The 18,602-nt window shown below is 51.6% G+C and carries 14 protein-coding genes; 10 read left to right on the top strand and 4 right to left on the bottom strand.

Annotation, left to right across the window (positions count from 1 at the left end; translation table 11 throughout):
• Positions 1–82 precede the first annotated feature (82 nt).
• The 10 genes from IVG45_RS12180 to IVG45_RS12135 all read left to right on the top strand — a co-directional run bounded on the left by IVG45_RS12180 (position 83) and on the right by IVG45_RS12135 (position 12,703).
• The gene (locus IVG45_RS12180; protein ID WP_196438012.1) at positions 83–1,348 is read left to right on the top strand and encodes a TolC family protein; all 1,266 of its coding nucleotides are present in this window, start codon (positions 83–85) and stop codon (positions 1,346–1,348) included.
• Entirely contained in the window at positions 1,341–2,777 is a 1,437-nt protein-coding gene (locus tag IVG45_RS12175) for an efflux RND transporter periplasmic adaptor subunit (protein ID WP_196434095.1), read from the top strand. Before IVG45_RS12180 ends, IVG45_RS12175 begins: the two co-directional genes overlap by 8 nt.
• Positions 2,770–5,913, top strand: coding sequence for an efflux RND transporter permease subunit (locus IVG45_RS12170; RefSeq protein ID WP_196434094.1), 3,144 nt, complete (start codon positions 2,770–2,772; stop codon positions 5,911–5,913). Before IVG45_RS12175 ends, IVG45_RS12170 begins: the two co-directional genes overlap by 8 nt.
• Before the next feature lie 56 nt (positions 5,914–5,969).
• On the top strand, positions 5,970–6,590 hold the full coding sequence (locus IVG45_RS12165) for a cation transporter (RefSeq protein ID WP_020485869.1): 621 nt from the start codon (positions 5,970–5,972) through the stop codon (positions 6,588–6,590).
• 93 nt (positions 6,591–6,683) lie between these two features.
• Entirely contained in the window at positions 6,684–7,040 is a 357-nt protein-coding gene (locus IVG45_RS12160; protein WP_196434093.1) for a hypothetical protein, read from the top strand.
• Positions 7,041–7,064: 24 nt separating this feature from the next.
• Positions 7,065–7,382: a hypothetical protein gene (locus IVG45_RS12155; protein ID WP_196434092.1), complete on the top strand. Its 318-nt coding sequence runs from the start codon at positions 7,065–7,067 to the stop codon at positions 7,380–7,382.
• 16 nt (positions 7,383–7,398) lie between these two features.
• Positions 7,399–7,968, top strand: coding sequence for a hypothetical protein (locus IVG45_RS12150; protein ID WP_196434091.1), 570 nt, complete (start codon positions 7,399–7,401; stop codon positions 7,966–7,968).
• Between the two features lie 77 nt (positions 7,969–8,045).
• Entirely contained in the window at positions 8,046–10,751 is a 2,706-nt protein-coding gene (locus IVG45_RS12145; RefSeq protein WP_230874562.1) for a cation-translocating P-type ATPase, read from the top strand.
• Between the two features lie 4 nt (positions 10,752–10,755).
• The gene (locus IVG45_RS12140; protein ID WP_196434090.1) at positions 10,756–12,129 is read left to right on the top strand and encodes an HD-GYP domain-containing protein; all 1,374 of its coding nucleotides are present in this window, start codon (positions 10,756–10,758) and stop codon (positions 12,127–12,129) included.
• A 235-nt stretch (positions 12,130–12,364) separates the two neighbouring features.
• Complete coding sequence (locus IVG45_RS12135) at positions 12,365–12,703, top strand: hypothetical protein (protein ID WP_196434089.1); 339 nt, start codon at positions 12,365–12,367, stop codon at positions 12,701–12,703.
• Positions 12,704–13,091: 388 nt separating this feature from the next.
• On the opposite strand, the gene IVG45_RS12130 is transcribed toward IVG45_RS12135, so the two are convergent.
• From IVG45_RS12130 to mobH, 4 genes are all read right to left on the bottom strand, one after another.
• Positions 13,092–13,193, bottom strand: coding sequence for a type II toxin-antitoxin system RelE/ParE family toxin (locus IVG45_RS12130; protein WP_196434088.1), 102 nt, complete (start codon positions 13,191–13,193; stop codon positions 13,092–13,094).
• Positions 13,194–13,716: 523 nt separating this feature from the next.
• Positions 13,717–14,349 (bottom strand): DUF4400 domain-containing protein, encoded by a 633-nt coding sequence (locus IVG45_RS12125; RefSeq protein WP_196434087.1) that lies wholly within the window; start codon positions 14,347–14,349, stop codon positions 13,717–13,719.
• A 2-nt stretch (positions 14,350–14,351) separates the two neighbouring features.
• Positions 14,352–16,178, bottom strand: coding sequence for a conjugative transfer system coupling protein TraD (traD, locus tag IVG45_RS12120; protein WP_196434086.1), 1,827 nt, complete (start codon positions 16,176–16,178; stop codon positions 14,352–14,354).
• The gene (gene mobH / locus IVG45_RS12115; protein WP_196434085.1) at positions 16,175–18,583 is read right to left on the bottom strand and encodes a MobH family relaxase; all 2,409 of its coding nucleotides are present in this window, start codon (positions 18,581–18,583) and stop codon (positions 16,175–16,177) included. The genes traD and mobH overlap by 4 nt, the downstream gene beginning before the upstream one ends.
• Positions 18,584–18,602 lie beyond the last annotated feature (19 nt).

Raw genomic sequence — 18,602 nt, 5'->3', positions numbered from 1 at the left:
CGACATCGGCTAAGTCAGCCTGTTGGTTGATCGTCATTGCTATAACGAGCTTATGAGGACAATCATGAGATCTGTTCATTTAATGCGTCTGCTGATGGCGACGCTGTTTTTCGTCTGTAGCGTTGCCGCTGCTGCGGAGCAGCCGCTATTAACACTTGATGCGGCCACTCAAAAAGTCGCTCAGGACAACCCAGACCTGGCGCAAATGCTGGCCCGTGCCAAGGCGATGGCCGCCATTCCATCGCAGGAAGGCAGTCTGCCCGACCCGCAAATTACCTTCAATGCCATGAGCTTGCCGACCAATAGTTTTAGTACACGGCAAGAAGACATGACGCAAATCGGTTTCGGCCTCTCCCAGGCCATTCCCTTTCCCGGCAAACTGGCGCTACGCGAACAGGCAGCGCTGTATGAAGCCGAAGCGGCAACGCTCAGCGCTGATGAATTACGGCTACGTTTGCTGAGCGATGTGAAAACCCTGTGGTGGCAGGTTTTTTATCTGGACCGGACAATGGAGATTGTCGATAACAATCACACCTTATTGCATCAGTTCGTCGATATTGCCAGAAGCAAATACGAAGTGGGTGAAGGTTTGCAACAGGATGTGCTGCTGGCCCAACTCGAATTATCCAAATTGCTCGATCAAAAAATCAATCTGAGCGGAATGCGGCGCAGCACTGCGGCCAAACTCAACGCCTTGCTGGATCAACCCGCCAACAAGCCCGTGCAGTTACCCGCCACGCTTGCAATACAGCTACCGGAAATCAGGCAGGAAGACCGGCTGTATCAGCAAGCGGAAAGTTCAAGGCCGCTGTTGGAAAGCGACCGCCAAGGCATAAACGCGGCGCAATCAAAACTGGAACTGGCTCAAAAAGAGGTATTGCCCGATTTCAATGTCGAAGCGGCGTATGGCGCTCGCGATAACATGCCGGACGGTACCCGGCGTTCCGATCTGCTCAGTTTGGGCGTCAGCATGAATATGCCGATTTTTGCCGGCAGCAAGCAGAACAAGATGATAGACCAGCGCAACAGCGAATTGATGCAACAACGCTATGCGCTGCAAGATCGCTGGAATACGGTTCGTTCTGAAATTACTCAAAGTCATAGCGATTACCAGCGGGCTAAACAGCAATTCGTCTTGTTCGACACCGGCATCATTCCGCAGGCTCGGCAGACTGTGGCTTCCATGCTGGCCGGTTATCAGGTCAACAAAGTCGATTTTTTGAATCTGGTGCGTAGCCAGATCACTTTGTTCGAATACGAAACCCAATACTGGAAAGCCTTCACGGAAGCCCAACAAGCACTGGCGCAACTCTGCGCGAATGTGGGCGGGGACGACATTTATGAATAAGCAATTGTTATTAACCGCCACGATAACGTTGGGCATAGGCTTGGCAGGCGGCTATTGGATGGGTAAGCAACCTAAACAGGAATTGACTATTCAACCGGCAGAGGGCAAGAAGCCTTTATTTTACAGAAGTACCATGAATCCATCGGCGACATCCCCGGTGCCCACCAAGGATGCCATGGGCATGGACTATGAGCCGGTTTATGCCGACGACAATGCGTCTAAACAACCCAAAATTCTGTTTTACCGCAATCCCATGAATCCCTCGGTCACGTCACCGATTCCGGCCAAAGACAATATGGGCATGGATTATCTACCCGTGTATGCCGACGGCGAGGCGAAAACTGACGAGTCCGCCGGTGCGGTTCGAATTGATGCGGCGACAGTACAAAACATGGGCGTACGGACCGCACTTGCCAAACAAACCTTGCTATCGCACGTAGTCCGCGCCGTCGGCCGCGTAGCCTATGATGAAGAACATATCGTCCGCCTGCACCCCAAAACCGAAGGCTGGATTGAAACCTTACGTGCCGATAAGACTGGGCAAAGGGTCAGGAAGAATGAAGAGCTGCTGAGCATTTATTCCCCGCAACTGGTGGCCAGCCAACAGGAATATGTGTTGGCTCTGAATAACCTTAAAGTGTTGGAAAAAAGCCCGATTGAAGACATCCGTCGAGGAGCGGAAGAACTGGTCAAAAGCTCACGCGAACGCTTGAATCTGCTGGATGTGCCAGCGCATCAACTACACGACCTCACCGATAGCCAATCCATTAAAAAGAGTCTGCATATTCATACCCCGGCGGACGGCATCGTCATCAATATTGGCGCTCGCGAAGGCCAATACGTCACGCCGGAAACCGAGTTGTACATGATCGCCGACCTCTCCACGGTCTGGGTATACGCAGAAATTTACGAATACGAACTGCCTTGGGTGAAAGAAGGCGACCCGGTTGAAATGCGCTTGGCCGGGGTTCCTGGGCGCACGTTCAAAGGCCGCCTGGCATTTATCTATCCCTATGCCGAAGCCAAGACCCGGACTATTAAAGTGCGTCTGGTCTTCGACAATGCCGACTTGCTTTTAAAACCCGATATGTTCGCCGAAGTCACGATCCATGCCGGCAAACAACTGGATGCGGTGGTGATCCCCTCCGAAGCGGTGATCCGTTCCGGCGCGCAAACCCAGGTTTTGGTGGTGCGCAGTCCCGGCAAATTCGAGCCGCGTCAAGTGACGACGGGTTTGTCGTCCAATAACGATATTGCCATTATTGACGGATTAGCTGCGGGTGAGGAAGTCGTCACCTCGGCGCAATTTCTGATCGACTCCGAATCCAAGCTGAATGAAGCTACCGCTAAAATGACGGAACCTTCGGCACCGCAACAACCGGCAACCAAGTCGTTGTCCGTGGAGTCAGGAGCGCATCAACATGACTGATTTCATCATCAATAGCGTTTTAAAAGATCGCTTCATGGTGTTACTGGGGGCGATTATCCTGGCAATCGGCGGCGTTTGGTCGTTCAAGAATATGCCGTTGGACGCCATACCGGACCTGTCCGACGTGCAGGTGATTATCTTCACCGACTATGCCGACCAATCGCCGCAGGTAGTCGAAAACCAGGTCACTTATCCCTTAACCACCGCCATGCTGGCCGTGCCGCATGCCAAGGTGGTACGCGGCTATTCATTTTTTGGCTTGTCGTTCGTCTATGTGATTTTCGAAGATGGCACCGATATGTATTGGGCCAGATCACGGGTGCTGGAATACCTCAACTACGTGAAAAATCGTCTGCCGCAAAGCGTCACGCCAGCGTTGGGGCCGGATGCCACCGGCGTTGGCTGGATTTACGAATATGCCTTGGTGGACAAGACCGGCAAGCATGATCTGGCTCAACTGCGTTCGATTCAGGACTGGTACTTACGCTATCCCTTACAGACCGTGCCCGGCGTTTCCGAGGTCGCCTCGGTCGGCGGTTACGTCAAACAATACCAGGTGGAAGTCGATCCCAACGCCCTGCAAGCCTATGACATTGCCTTGTCCACGGTGATGATGGCCATCAAACGCTCCAATAACGATGTCGGCGGACGTTTGCTGGAAGTCGGCGAAACCGAATATATGGTCAGAGGCCTGGGCTATATCAAATCCATCGCCGATCTGAATACCATACCGGTGGGAGTCGACGCCAACGGCACGCCGATACGCCTGCAGGATGTGGCGCATGTCCAGATTGGCCCGGAACTGCGGCGTGGAGTCACCGAACTCAACGGTGAAGGCGAAGTGGCCGGCGGCGTGGTGGTGATGCGTTTCGGCGAAAATGCCTTGGCGACCATCGAGGACGTGCGCAAAAAACTGGATGAACTCAAGAAAGGCCTGCCGGAAGGCGTGGAAATCGTCCCCGTCTACGATCGAGGCAGTTTGATCGAGCGAGCCGTGGATACCTTGAAAGAGGCGCTGAGCCAGGAGCTGATCATCGTCTGCGCCTTGGTGGCCTTGTTTTTACTGCATCTGCGCTCAGCCTTGGTGATTGTCATCACCTTGCCGCTGGGGATATTGATGGCCTTTATCGTGATGAAATGGCAAGGCATGAACGCCAACATCATGTCCTTGGGCGGCATCGCGCTGGCGATCGGCGACATGGTCGATGGCGGCGTGGTGATGGTCGAAAATGCCCATAAACACCTTGCCGAAGCAGCCGAGAAGAAGCAAGCCAAGCTGACTTCACAGGAACGTTGGCAAGCCATCGGCAACGCGTCGCGCGAAGTCGGCTCCGGTTTGTTTTCGTCCTTGCTGGTGATCACCGTGTCCTTCCTGCCCATTATCACCATGGAAGCGCAGGAAGGCCGTCTATTCAGCCCACTGGCGTACACCAAAACCTATGCAATGGCGGCCGCCGCGATCTTGACCATCACGCTGGTGCCGGTATTGATGGGGTATTTTGTGCGCGGCAAGATTATTCCCGAGCACAAAAATCCGATCAATCTCTTCCTGCATACCATCCATTCGCCAGTATTAAAGATGGCGATGCGCTGGCGGGCTGCCACGCTGATCGTGGCTCTGCTGCTGATGGCTTCTACGCTCTATCCGCTATCAAAACTGGGTAGCGAGTTTATGCCGCCGCTGGATGAAGGCGATATTTTATACATGCCCACTACTTTTCCGGGCATATCCATCACCAAAGCTAGGGAAGTGTTGCAACAGACCGATAAGATTATCAAGACCTTTCCCGAGGTGCATCATGTGTTCGGCAAGATTGGCCGGGCCGAAACCGCCACCGATGCCGCGCCGTTGATGATGGTGGAAACTACCATTAAGTTAAAACCGCGAGAACAGTGGCCCGATCCGACCAAAACTACCCGGCAACTGATGAATGAGATGGACAAGGCCATCCATTTTCCCGGTTTGGCCAACGCCTGGACCATGCCCATCAAAACCCGAATAGACATGCTCTCTACCGGCATCAAGACCCCGGTGGGCATCAAGGTGTCCGGTCCCGATCTGAATGTGCTGCAATCCCTGTCGCTGCAAATCGAGCAGGCGATGAAAACCCTGCCGGATACGCTGTCTGCCTACGGTGACCGGGCCGTCGGCGGCTATTTTCTGGATTTCGACATCAACCGCGAAGCAGCCGCGCGTTACGGCTTAACGGTCGGCGATGTACAGGATGTGATTCAAAGTGCGATTGGCGGCATGAACATCACTGAAACCGTCGAAGGGCTAGAGCGCTATCCGGTCAATTTGCGCTATCCGCGCGATCTGCGGGATAACCCGGAAGCTTTGCGACGAGTGTTGATTCCCACCCCGACAGGCAGCCAGATTCCTTTAACATCGGTGGCAGACATCAACTTTAAACGCGGTACGGATGTGATTAAAACCGAGGATGCACGGCCCAACGCCTGGATTTATGTCGACCTTAAAATCTCTGACATCGGTGGTTATGTGGAGCAGGCAAAAAAGACCTTAGCCGAAAATGTCACGATACCGGCAGGTTATACCGTCACTTGGTCCGGTCAATTTGAATACATGGAACGGGCGGCGGAACGATTGCGCATCGTGGTGCCCATCACGCTACTGCTGATTTTTATCCTGCTGTATACCGCCTTTCGAAATATCACCGAGCCGACTATCGTGATGTTGGCGATTCCATTCAGCCTGATTGGTGGAATTTGGTTCATATACTGGTTGGGATACAACCTGTCGATTACCGTCTATGTCGGCTTCATCGCCCTGGCCGGTACGGCGGCGGAAACCGGGGTGATGGTGCTGAGTTTTATCGACATTGAACTTGATAAGCTGCGGGCGCAAAAACAGGGGCCATTGACCGGCGAGGAAATCCGAGCGGCTAGCGAAGCGGCGACGGCTCTACGGGTGCGACCGGTAGCCATTACCTCGCTGGCCAACATCATAGGTTTGATACCCATCATGACGGCGACCGGAACTGGTGCTGATGTCACCCAGCGTATCGCCGCCCCCGCGCTGGGCGGCATGCTCACCGTGTTGATATTAAGCCTTTTGGTATTTCCTGTGATTTACAGTCTGGTGTTGCAATTTCAAGAACGGTTTCGACACCCATAGTCCTTAGAGGTTACTTATGCTTTCATCAATTTGTTAGGTTCACGAGGGAATTTGATATGGCTTCATGTTGTGAAAATAACTGCGCAATTGAGAAATTACGCGAACGACAACGCGGCACGCTTAAAGCGGTTCTCATCGTTAATGCTGTTATGTTTGTTGTCATTGTCGGCGGAGCCGTTTACGGAAAGTCGACGGCTCTACTCTCGGACAGCCTGGACAATCTCGGCGACGCGCTAACGTATGGCTTGAGCCTTTACGCCGTTTCCCAAGAAGCTGCCACCAAGGCGAAAGTGGCTTTATTCAAGGGTAGCCTGATATTGATCGGGGCGTGTGTGGTCTCGGCGCAAATCATTCAGAGGTTGATTGTGCCTGTTCTACCATCTTACGAGATCATGGGCGCTTTCAGTTTGGCTGGCCTGGCTGCAAATTCGCTATGCCTATTTCTTCTGTGGAAGCATAGAAACGAAGACATTAACATGAGTTCCGTGTGGGAATGTTCAAGAAATGACATAGCGTCAAATCTATCGGTACTTATCACAGCGGGAGCAGTTTGGTACTTTGAATCGGGATGGGCGGATATTTTCGTCGCATCCTGTCTTGTTATGCTGTTGTTGAATTCTTCTTTCCGGGTTATTCGCTCCGCGCTTAGAGAATTACATGAACCGCATTCTCTATAACCAAGGGAAAACGTAAAACGAAAAACCTAATTAGCGACCAATTTTAATGTGCCTCCACCCCCAAAAACAGGGTTTTATTTAAGGAGCTTTACTATGAGCATGACGAAAACTTTACTCATTTCAGCAATGCTGGGATTGTTGGGTGGCTGCGTCCAGCTGACTTCTCATCCCATGGACATGATCGTAGCCATTCATAACGCGAAAACAAAGACAGATCATGAAGCGCTGGCAGTTCATTACGAACAAATAGCCTATGAAATGAAAGTGAAGTCCGAAGACCACAAAAAAGAATTAGGGGAATATCAAGCAATTCTTTCAAAAGCAGATGAGCAATATGCTCAATTCGAAGCACATTGTTTACAACTGATCAAAATATATGCTCAAGCCGAGCAAGAAAACTTGGAAATGGCTCGGCTGCACCGTCAATTTGCTTCTGGATTACTAAACTAAAATCCGTTTCTCTGGAAATCACCTATGAAAACAAAATTACTGATTACTTTGCTTTTAACGACCGGCTTACTAGCTGCCTGTAGTGAAATCAATCCTCATTCGATGGATTTGGACCTAGCCGTACAGCATGAGGCATTGGTAAAGCATTATGAAGAAACCGCTAAGGAGATGCAGGCCAAGGTCCAGGAACACAAGACGCTTTTGAGCCAATACGAGGCAAAAAGCTATCTTTACGGCCGGCAAGCCGAAGGGTTTAAAGAACATTGCCAAGCATTGATCAATGCCTACGAAAAAGCGGCTGAGGAAAATTTGATGATGGCAAATCTGCATCGCCAGAAATAGCGAAGGGGGAAGAGTCATGACTATCCGTTGGCATAAATCAATCCTAATCACGCTAGTCGGTGTGCTTTTCTTGCTGGAAGGGTGTGCCGTTACCCAGCCCGCATTCTACCGGGCTTCGGAATTTAAGCCCGAATCCATAGGTCAGATTACGCTACTGCCTGCCGTTGATGGGCGAATCGATAAGCATGTCGCGACACATCTTGAAGAACCCTTTCGCCAAAAGGCGGCAACGATCCTGAAGCGGAAAGGATACCCGGTGATCCTGAGTGATTCGCGCGAGGGCACTGCCCTGACGAACGATAGTCTACGGGCCGCCGATCCTGTCTTGATAAAACGCCTTGGTCCGCCAGAAGCACGCTGGATCATGGTCTTAGCCCTTATCGATCTAAATGTGGTTGGCAGCAACGACAAGGTGGAAGTGGCAGGCTTTCTATATGACAAGGAGAAGGGCGTGCTCCTATGGCGAGATAGCACTATTTGTTTGGTCGGGGATGGCGGGATATTTGGCGGGTTAATAAACGATAAAAGGATCGATATAGCGGTTTCGACCGCAGTGGATTCATTATTAAGTAGTATTCCTGAATAGGGGCTTGCTTTGGTAATCCCCCGCTGCCACCGGTCGTTATCCCTTCCATCACCGATAATGTTAAAGGGAGGTGTGTCATGATGAACACATGGCACAAGCTATCAGTAACCGAAGCTGTAAGCCAGCTTGCGACCGATATTCAGCAGGGACTTGCCGTCGAAGAGGCGAAAAATCGACTTGCCCGATATGGGCAAAATAAACTGCATAAAGGCAAGCGATTTTCGGCTTTGGTGATTTTTATAAGCCAGTTTAAAAGTCTCGTTATTTGGGTACTGATTGGTGCGGCGGTTGTTTCCGTCGCGCTAGGTGAAGTCATCGACGGTATTGCGATCATCGCTATCGTGATCTTGAACGCGGTAATTGGCTTTCTCCAGGAGTATCGTGCCGAGAAAGCGGCAGCCGCACTCGCTCGTTTAACAGCGCCGCATTGCCGAGTGATTCGGGATGGTCATAGCCTGGTGATCATCACGTCTGAGGTCGTTCCTGGCGACCTCTTGTTACTCGAAGCAGGGGATTTGATCGCAGCGGATGCTCGCCTTATTCAAGCATCCGTGCTTCGTGTCAACGAAGCCCCGCTCACAGGGGAGTCGCAAGCTGTTGCTAAGTTTACCGATAGATTGGTATCGGAAACACCGCTGGCTGAGCGGAACAATATGGTGTTTCTCGGTACCAGTGTGACCGGGGGGGGCGCTCGCGGAGTGGTGGTTAACACCGGGATGGAAACGGAACTTGGCCGCATAGCGAAACTACTCGAATCGGCCAAAAGTGGAGAAACACCATTACAACGCCAACTGGAACGGGTTGGGCGCCTGTTGTTGATGGCGTGTTTCGGCATAGTCGGCTTGATTTTCGGTCTTGGCTTATGGCGAGGCATCGCTCCCTTTGAGCTTTTTTTAAGTTCGGTGAGCCTTGCCGTCGCGGCAATTCCCGAAGGGTTGCCGGCGGTAGTGACGATTGCGCTGGCATTAGGCGTGCAACGGATGGTTCAACGGCATGCCTTAGTGCGACGCTTGGCCTCGGTCGAAACATTAGGCCGTGCGCAAGTCATTTGTACCGACAAGACTGGCACGCTGACGATGGGTGAAATGACGGCCCGCAAGTTGATTACCTCAAAAAGCCTCTATCGCATCACCGGCGAAGGTTACGCCACGGAAGGCGCATTTTTTTCCGGCAACGTGGAAAGCCTACCATCAGGAAACCCCGAATTATTCGCACTGCTACGTGCATCGGCTGCATGCAACGATGCCGAACTCACGCTAATCGATGGCCGACCTGCTGTTATAGGTGATCCTACCGAGGGTGCGTTATTGGTGGCCGCCGAGAAAGCTACTATTACCCGTTCGGCCGTTGAAACGGAGATGCCGCGTTTGGCGGTTATCCCTTTCGATTCCGACCGCAAGCGCATGAGCGTTATCCGTCGTCAGGAAAACCATCCCTGGGTATTTGTCAAAGGCGCACCCGAAGTGATTCTCAGCCGCTGCACCCTGATCCGTACCGATCAAGGCATCAAGGAACTGACAGAAAACGACCGCACCCGATTCCTCCAAGCTAACACCCTACTGGCGAACGATGCCCTGCGCGTACTTGCAGTGGCTGAACGATCTTTAGACGGCTTTAGTTTTGAAGAAGGCGTGGTCATCAATGATACCGAGATTGAACAACAGCTTATTTTGCTAGGACTCGTCGGTTTACAGGACCCGCCTCGTGGCGAAGCCAGAGAGGCTGTGGCCAAGTGTAAACGGGCTGGTATCAAAACCGTAATGATCACGGGCGATCATCCGGATACGGCACGGGCGATCGGCCATGAATTAGGTATTCTGAACAAGGGCGATGAAGTGCTCATCGGTGCGGAGATTGACCGCTTGGACGATGGTGCGCTGAAAGAACGCGTATCCCATGTTTCGGTTTATGCGCGGGTGACCGCCGAGCATAAACTGCGCATCGTTCGGGCATGGAAAGCGACTGGAGCGGTTGTCGCGATGACGGGGGACGGCGTTAACGATGCGCCTGCAATCAAAGAGGCATCTATCGGTATCGCCATGGGTATTACCGGTACTGAGGTTACCAAAGAAGCCGCCGACATGATTGTCGCGGATGACAATTTTGCTTCAATTGTGGCTGCGGTCGAAGAAGGACGCGGCATTTATGACAACATCGCCAAAACCTTGGCTTACCTGTTGGGCAGTAGCACCGGCGAGTTGTTGGTGATGTTGGGCGCGGTGCTACTGGGCTGGCCATTGCCGCTTTTACCGTTACACCTGCTGTGGATCAATTTGGTCACTGACGGTTTTGCTGCGTTGGCGCTTTCCACCGACCCAATTGATCCAGGGGTATTGAACCGTCCCCCTCGACATGCCCAGTCTCAGTTACTCAACCGGCATTTGTTTTACCTCACGTTATTCACCGGTTTGTTAGCCGCTAGCGTCACTCTCGGCGTGTTTGCCTATGAACTGCATGTGGTCGGCAACAGCATTGACCAGGCCCGCGATGCCGCCTTTACGGCTCTGGTGATTACCGGTCTACTGCGTGCCTTCGGCGCACGGAGCGATCAGCGTACCATCTGGCAAATAGGCTTGTTTTCCAATCTGCGGTTGTTTCTGATTGTGGCAGTGAGTTTCAGCTTACAGTTGGCGATACACCATGTTTCGATGCTGCAAACCCTGTTTCAGATCAAATCGGTGTCGTTACATCAGTGCGTAGTCTGGATCGGGGTTGGATTTATCCCTCTGGCAATTTTAGAGCTCAGAAAAATTCTGCTTAACCGAGCAACAAAGTTTGCTTAGAACGATGAAAACCAAGCAATCACGTCGCCATCAGCCTAAAAGGATGAAATCGCCACACGCGATTTCCACCAATCGCTTTATCCACCGAAAAATTCTGACCCGATTGTTTTTAGGCTGGTTGTTCCTGAGTGTAACGGTAGGCGGCTCCATTTCATGGCTGGAGATCAAGAGGGCCGAGCAGTTAGTTCATGCCCTTGCGCTGAAGGAATCAGCAATATTCAGCGGGGAATCTGCCCATACTCTGGAGCAACTCGATATTCAAGCGACGGAACACCTGAGGCAGCTGGCTGAACAACTGGTTAGTCAACATTTTCTGATTGTCGAATTGTACGACCGTAACAAACAATTAAAACTCGAAGCTGTTCGCCAAGGACAGGAATTTGTCGAGCAATTCATCGATCAATATCGACATCAGTTTCCAAAAGCTGACGGGGTTACCCATGACCTACATTTCATTCATGGACAGTTGTGGCTAGTGACGCTGGTGCCGCTACTCGGCGAACATGATTCGCCGATGGGTTATTTCGAGGGCGTTTATCAGGTTGATCCGGAAACGTTTGCCACTTTGAAGCAAAACCTAATCCGTATGCTGGCGTTCGTGACTCTAGGCATTTTCTTTACCAGCCTCTTGATGTATCCGATTGTCCTGGCCCTTAATCGAGGCGTGATTAGGCTTTCCGGCGAACTACTGCAAGGCAATCTGGAACTGATGAATGTACTGGGCTGTGCCATCGCAGAGCGCGATTCGGAAACCAACCATCATAACTATCGGGTGACGTACTACGCGCTTCGGCTTGGCGAAGCCATCGGATTGCCTGAAGAAAATATGCGCGATCTAATTGCAGGAGCCTTTTTACATGATGTCGGCAAGATTGGCATCCGCGATCCGATTTTGCTGAAACCGGAAAAACTGACAGCGGATGAATTCGAGGTCATGAAAACGCATGTGGCATTAGGCGTGGAAATTCTAAACAAATCGCACTGGTTAACCGGTGCGCGGGATGTCGTGGAATTTCACCATGAGAAATATGACGGTAGCGGGTATCTTCAAGGCCTTAAAGCGGAAGCCATTCCACTGAACGCGCGAATATTCGCGATCAGTGACGTGTTTGATGCGCTGACCTCGCAACGTCCCTATAAGGATGCATGGTCTGCGGTCGATGCTATTGCCAAGCTCATAAAAGAGGGCGGCAGCCACTTTGACCCTCAACTGGTAACGATTTTTGCCAAGATTGCTCCGCGTCTTCATCAAGAGGTGAATGATTTAGGCGAATCTCAACTGGAGGCAATGCTACAAGGCCTCGTTGGCGAACACTTCTTGAACACAGCTTTTAAGGCTCGAAAGGCAAGATATGAAGTTGCACGCACATCGGCTTAGGAAGTTGACCCAATGCGGTGCGCTAACACCTTTGTTTGCACCAGTATTGCGCAATTAGCCGCGAGAGTATGTAAAGATGAATTTAACTCATTGATTTTAGTGATGGCACTATTTGTGCTTTGAAAATAAAGATTTATAGAATGGATTGATGTTATTTCTAATTTTTCATCACTCCATGAACTATAAAAACAGGACGAAATTAACGATTAATAACCAATAAATCTGGAGAAAACCTATGAAAAAAAAACTATTGCTTACCTTATTGTTAAGTGCTGGCATCTTAGTGGCATGTAGTGAGATGAACCCTCATCCGATGGATATGACCCAAGCTGTACAAAGCGCAACGACCAAAGCTGATCACGAGGCACTGGCAAAACATTACGAAGAAGCTGCAAAAGAACTGCAACTTAAAGTTGAAGAACACAAAAAGCTGCTCAGCCAATACCAGTCAAAAAGCTATCTTTACGGTAAACAGGCCGATACCTTATTAAGCCATTGCCGAGTGCTGATTAACGCCTATGAAAAAGCCGCAGAGGCTAATTTGAGTATGGCGGCGATGCATCGTCAGATGTAAGCAGGAAATTGTTTCGTCAAAATCGAAGCAAATTAAGCTATGCAGATGGGCCAAGATAACGCGGCCCATCTTATCTTATCGGTAAACCCTCAACTCAAACTGGTTCCAGCTCAATTTTTACCTTTTTCACAAGAGCGGCGGCGCTTACTAAGGTTGTAAGGGTTAAGCTGGTGTCCTCTTAATCTAACAACCTATTTAGCGATGCCCGGCTGGCGTGCATTTTTTTGGCCATTGCCGTTTTACTCAGCTTAAGCGAAGACATGCCTTCAGAAATTTGCCAGGCAATGACTCGCTTGGTTGCAACGGAGGTTACCTCTTCGAGAATCGCTTCCCCGCTAAGAAAGTCGTAAGCTGCTGCCGATATGAGGATTCTCTTCGTGTTGACTGTTCATTTCTTTCCCTGTAATGCTTTCAATCGTTGTTTTGCCAGTTCAAGTTCCGACTTTGGTGTTTTTTGATTTTTCTTGATAAAGCTATGCAGCAGAATCATCGTTTGGTTGACAGCAAAGGGCCGTCAGCAGTGATTCGTGGTGCATGGAAATAGTCATTCCGGACCGGCGGCTTTAAGAAGAGCCCAGTGTCAGCAAAGGCCGAGTAGGTCACATGCACTTTTCCGGTTTGTATAGCCGCTCCACCCTGCCATTGGGCTTTCGACAGATTAAAATGGAGGCTAGTGACGCGACTGCTTGTCTTACCCAACTCCCTAAACTCCTCTTCAGGCATATTGGCCAACTCGGGGTCGTCTGCCTCGTCAATGTTTTTATAAAATTGCCAAAGCGGATCTTTTGCGAAAAATTCAGCATTGGTGAGGCGATTTCTTCCAAAAAATCGGCTTCAAAGTCAGACTCGGAGGCGTCAAAGCCATAACCAAACCTTTCCGAAATGCTGTTTCTAGCGGTTCTGTTTTGGCCGTCAGTTGAATAACGTGGTGTCAATGATTAAACCCAGCCATTTTCGTCACTTTATCAAGTGCTTCGTGATGAGAATCCTGGCAGCCTATCTCTTGACACTGATCAGACCCGCTTCTGGGTATTAGCCAATACAGTGTTCATCGCCCCGGCCACGATAAATATGCCAATCGGCATGGATTGCGGTGGCACGGGAAAAGGCAGGGTTAAGCCCATCAACAGTAGATATAGAGCTCCCAACAGCACATAGATGCTGTATCGATGCGCCAAAGGGCTGGGATAATCGAAATTGGTCTGGCTGACCTTGCGTCGAATCAAACCATCAATGGCAAACGGTAGTATGGCCACTGCCAAAAAGGGTAACCAGGCGCAGGCCATGACGAATCGCTTGATCATCTGATACACGGTATCCCACAGCACATCCAACCGGCTTTGAATGAAGGGAAACAAATCATGGCGGCCGACATCTTCAAAGCCTTTGGACATTTGCCGTTCTCGCTCGGTAGGAATGAAGTAACGGTATATGCTCTTCCTCATCCCGGTACGGACAAACATCTGATCAAACCAATTTTGAGCCGTGTGCCGAATTTCCGCTTCCTTTTCGACACCGAAAAAAGCAATCAGCATCTGGTCCTCGGTTGCCTGGATTTCCCGAGTCCAGCGATCCGAAACAAAGCTGGCAACCAGAATCACTTCCAACAACCAGATCATCAGACTGAATAGCAAATTGCGTTGCATGATTAGGTCGGTTGGGTATCAAGTGCTGATTGCAGCACGGGCAATCGGCCTTTGACGATCCGACCACCAGATAATTTGGCGATGTAATGTAAATCTGGCAACTGCCCCAAGAGTTGCGGTGCAAACAAATCGCCTTCTTCTTCCATTAGGCGTTCACCAACATTGCCGGAAAATACCGTCGGATTGGTCGCACTGGTAGCAACACCCTGGGTACGCATGATGTACTTCAAGCGTGTTTTGGGCAGATTGTCGGTGATGTATTGCTGGGTCTCGCTGTCCATGATCCTGAGCGCGATAAGATTGTTGACGTTGCCCAGCACTTGGCGAGCTTTGTCCTGGGAGCCCGTGCGGGCGGCAAAATCGGCAAAAGTTTGCGTGGCGATGAACAAGCGAATCTTGGCGCCCCGACCTTTGTTCAGGACTTGAATGAAGGGATCATTGATGACTTCCGCCGCCTCGTCGACGAACACATTCACCGGTCTGTCCGAGACGCCGTAGTTGTATCGATCGCCAGCGACGGCAGCCAAATCCGCCAACAGAATCGAGCCAATCGCACTGCCCACCATGCCATCCGATAACGAGTCCAGGCCGATGTAAGCGACCTGAGCCTTTTCGATGATATGGCCGGTATTGGTGATGGGCCGCAGGTCATCCACGTCATGCGGATTGGGCGACAGTAAAGGGCCCAAGGAACCCGAGGTCAGCATGTTCATGATCGGAATCAACGAGGCGACCATTTTGCTGAAGTGCGCTCGGTCATGTTCGAACAAGGACAACAGGCCCTCCAAATCCAAATTCGGCAACTGGTACTGCACGACCTCCCGGTAAAACCGAACCAGGCCCACGGCTTTCGAGTCGATGTCCTTGGCATTCTTCAGGTAAGGCCGCGCCTCTTGCCGCCAATGGCCCAGGTTGTTGTCGAAATAGCGTTCCAAGGCCTGAATCACCAGCGTCGAAGGACCGCCTTCCAGGTAACGGCGCAATTTCACCAGCGTTGGCCGTTCTTCGATTACCATCAAACCCTGAATCACGTTATCCAGCGATTTTTGGCCAAAAGCCTTGAACGGATCGTTACTGCTTTCGCTGGGCGAAATGGCGCTGATGCGGCTGGCGATTTCCGAAGGCCGGTTGAAATTGTGTAAAGGATCGAGCCGCACACTGTCTTCCGGAAACGCCGGGTGGAAATACACGAAACGATCCGGCCGCTTGGTCAAGGCGCAAGCCCGTTTGGCACAGGCCATCAAATCCTTATCGCCTTTGGGGTCGATGATGATCACCGCCTCGCCTCGCAACACCGCTTGCGTAACCAACACGTCAAAGGCTCGGGTTTTACCGGCGCCGGTGGTACCGACCAGAAGCGTATGGCCGGCGGTATGCTGCAAAGGCTGGCGGATGTCGCTTTCGGACACTTCAAGGCCGTGAATCCAGGCCGATCCCATGCGTTGATGATCGCTCGGAATCAGCGTCGAAACGTCGCGTTTCAAAATCTCATAAGCCAATTGCGCATGCTTTTGTACCCAATCGAATCCCCAGCCGAACCACAACTCATCGGGATGGTGTTGCACCATTTGCCCGAGTTTCTCGGCGTCCAGGTATTGAAAGTGGTATTGCCGCAAACGGCGTTTGCGATACCAAAGCTGCACTGCCGGTGGCAGCCGCCAACAGACCATCACCCCGCACGCCGTTATCAACCAGTCGAACGGCTCATGCGGTAATCCCGACCAACAACTTATCCAATGCGCCAATCCCGCTCCTCCGATCCAGCCAGTGATGGCATACACTTCAAAAATCGGTCGCCAGGGAAACTGATAGTCGTAATCGGATTTCATGGTCTTAGACGTACCTTAATGCCTTCCGTGGCGCTGACCGAGCGACAATCTGGGTGATTGGCGATCTCGAGCATCAGGCGAGTGCGCTTGACAGTCGGATGTTGTGCTAAAAACCGGTCGAGTTCCGTATTAGAAACACTGTGCCAGTTACGGTCTGGCGATGATTCATCGGGCGGAATATTTTGTTGTCGCACATGCGTTATCAGCAAATCGATAGTTCCGGGTTTTGCCGGAGTTGTCGCTTGGGGCGCGTTTGATTTGTCAACATTCGATTTGACCGAAATATCTGAAGCGTTACCGTTACTCGGTTGTTGGTCGCCGGACACTTTTGGTGGAAGCTGAGCGACTTTAGATTCAGGTTTCGCGCGTTTATGAGGTTTAGATGACGGCACCTGAATACTGACGTTGTCTGTGCTGTCGCTTGGAGGTGGCGCTGATAACACTGATGGTCTGGTTTCATCTTGGGATTTCAATAACGCCTTTATGGCCAAGCTGGGTTCCAATGTGAGTAGGATGCCGCGAACCGATTGGATGGTTTGGACCTTGCGCATTGGCGACAGGATGTCGGTCACCAGCCAACCCGTCTCCTCCAGCATTTTGATGAACTGAGGCGGTTCTATAGCGAGTTTTTCAGCGGTGGCCGGAAACGGGAGCAAGTATTTGTCTTGGACTTCCAATATATCGCTGCCTAACTGCCATTGGCCTTGATTGAGCATTGAGGCGATGTCCATTAGCCATTGACCGCCATCGCCGTGGTTTTCCAACCAGCATTTGGCGGTGTCGATCGGACTAGAGATGCTTTTCGTGTCTGTCGTGGAGCAATTAGGTTTTGCGGTTGAATCAGTTTTTTCTGTGTTGGTCGGTTTGGCTGGAGGTGCGTTTTTCGGTTGCTCGGTATGACACAGCGAAGGGGCGCCATCGGCTGATTTGGATTGCGAGACTCCTTGGTCGGGATCTGATGGCAAGGAATTTGAAATGCCTGGCGCCGATTCGAGGACCGGTAGATCGAGTTCAGCGCTCGTGTCATGAGCAGGTTCTATCTGGGGTTCTTTTGGCTCAACTGGCTTCGGATTATCTGTGCGTTGGGATTGCTTCAGAGCCGCGACATTCTTGGTTTTTGCCAGTTTGCTGATGTGCTGTGCCTGATTGGTAACGGGTTCGGTTTTTACGGCGGTCGCATTCACATCCGGCTCGTTGATTTCGTGAGCGGCTACCACAGTGGGTGGTTCGCCGCTGAAAATCAGTTCTGCGGATTTCAGGCGCAACAGATATAACGGATTGTCCAAGCCTTCTGGCTGCATTTGCCAATATCGGTATTGCCGACCATCTGGCCAGGACTTAGGGATTGCCAAGCCGCGTTCGATCAGGATGTCCGCCAAGGTGTCTTCGTCACGCGGAATGCCGGGCACTTTGTCCTTGGCCAGCAATGTGACGATATCTTGCGCACCGGCACGCCAGACGATATGCAGGCCATCCTCAAAACGCCATAGCCGAGCGCCTTTTTCGTTGACGGTCCATTGTCCGGACTTGACCAATCGGCGCATGGCGTCGAACAAGTACTTTTCCACCGGCATGCCCAAGGCCGAGTCGATGTTTTGATAATGCGCTTTTAAATCCCGTTCCACACTTTTGCAGTCGGCGGTTATCACCAGTGCGTAAACTTTGGAGCCGCGGTCCAAACCGTTAATGGTTTCCAGCATGGCCTGCATGATGTCGGGGCCAGACTCCAGAATGAATGTGCGGGCTTCGCGGGTCAGGACGCGCTCGATCACCAAGGCAGAAAACTGTTCGTGGCGTTTATGGCGGTTATCCCGCCAGCGCAGAAAGTATCGGTCGATCTCATTTCGCAAAGCCCAGTCGGTGATGTTTTCATCGCAAGGGTTCCATGTATGTTGCCCCTGTGCGTCGACCACGGCGATATCGGCGACCGGTTTGCCGATGTCATGCAACAGCCCAGCAAAACAGACCGCCAATCGCCAGCGTAACTCTTGTGCTTTTCGTTCCTTGGGTGATGCTGACGTGGCAAACAAACTGCCTTGGGATGCCAAGGTCGCCCAATGGGCGACTTCCAGACCATGCCGAAACAAGCCACCGGCGCCACGATGGTGATGAGATTCCGAAGCCGGCAATAAGTGGCTGAAGGCGGCATAACGGCGTATGACCGGCGCGGCTATGGTTTGATAAAGGCTATCCGGCATGGCCAGCGCCTGTTCGATAGACGCAATCAATTCCGTTTGACTGGTCAGGATGCGCTCCACTGGCGCAGCCGGCAGACCCTTCATAAACGGCGGATAACGCGGCACGTCCTCATCCATCGTTGTCGCAACCTGAGCGACAGGCGCGGACTCGACGCCAAACAGGCGTTGGCGGATGCGGGCAATCAAAGTCGAGGGCGTATTTTCCATAACGCCGCATCTTGCCGGG

The organism is Methylomonas sp. LL1 (assembly GCF_015711015.1).
GTDB lineage: Bacteria > Pseudomonadota > Gammaproteobacteria > Methylococcales > Methylomonadaceae > Methylomonas.
The sequence above is the reverse complement of the archived record's forward strand: the minus strand, read 5'-3'. Positions and strand labels throughout refer to the sequence as shown.